The 217-nt window shown below is 68.2% G+C and carries 1 protein-coding gene; it reads right to left on the reverse strand.

The features are described from left to right. On the reverse strand, positions 1 to 217 hold a 217-nt coding region (locus KVP70_RS34010), incomplete at both ends, for a hypothetical protein (protein WP_217946828.1).

Genomic DNA, 217 nt, shown 5'->3' on the forward strand with positions numbered 1-217 from the left:
GCCGTCTTGATGGCCGACAGGTCGGCCGTTTCCAGCGCGGCGATGGCATCGGTCGACAGCGCGGCCACTTGCGCGGTGCTCAGCGCGGCGGCTTCGGCGGTAGTCAGCGCCACCACTTGATTCGTGGTCAGCGCCTTGACTTGATTGGCGCTCAGGGCGGCGATCGCGTCCGATTTCAGTGCGGCGAAGTCGGCCGTTTCCAGCGCGGCGATGGCGG

This window comes from Duganella violaceipulchra (assembly GCF_019166075.1).
GTDB lineage: Bacteria > Pseudomonadota > Gammaproteobacteria > Burkholderiales > Burkholderiaceae_D > Rugamonas > Rugamonas violaceipulchra.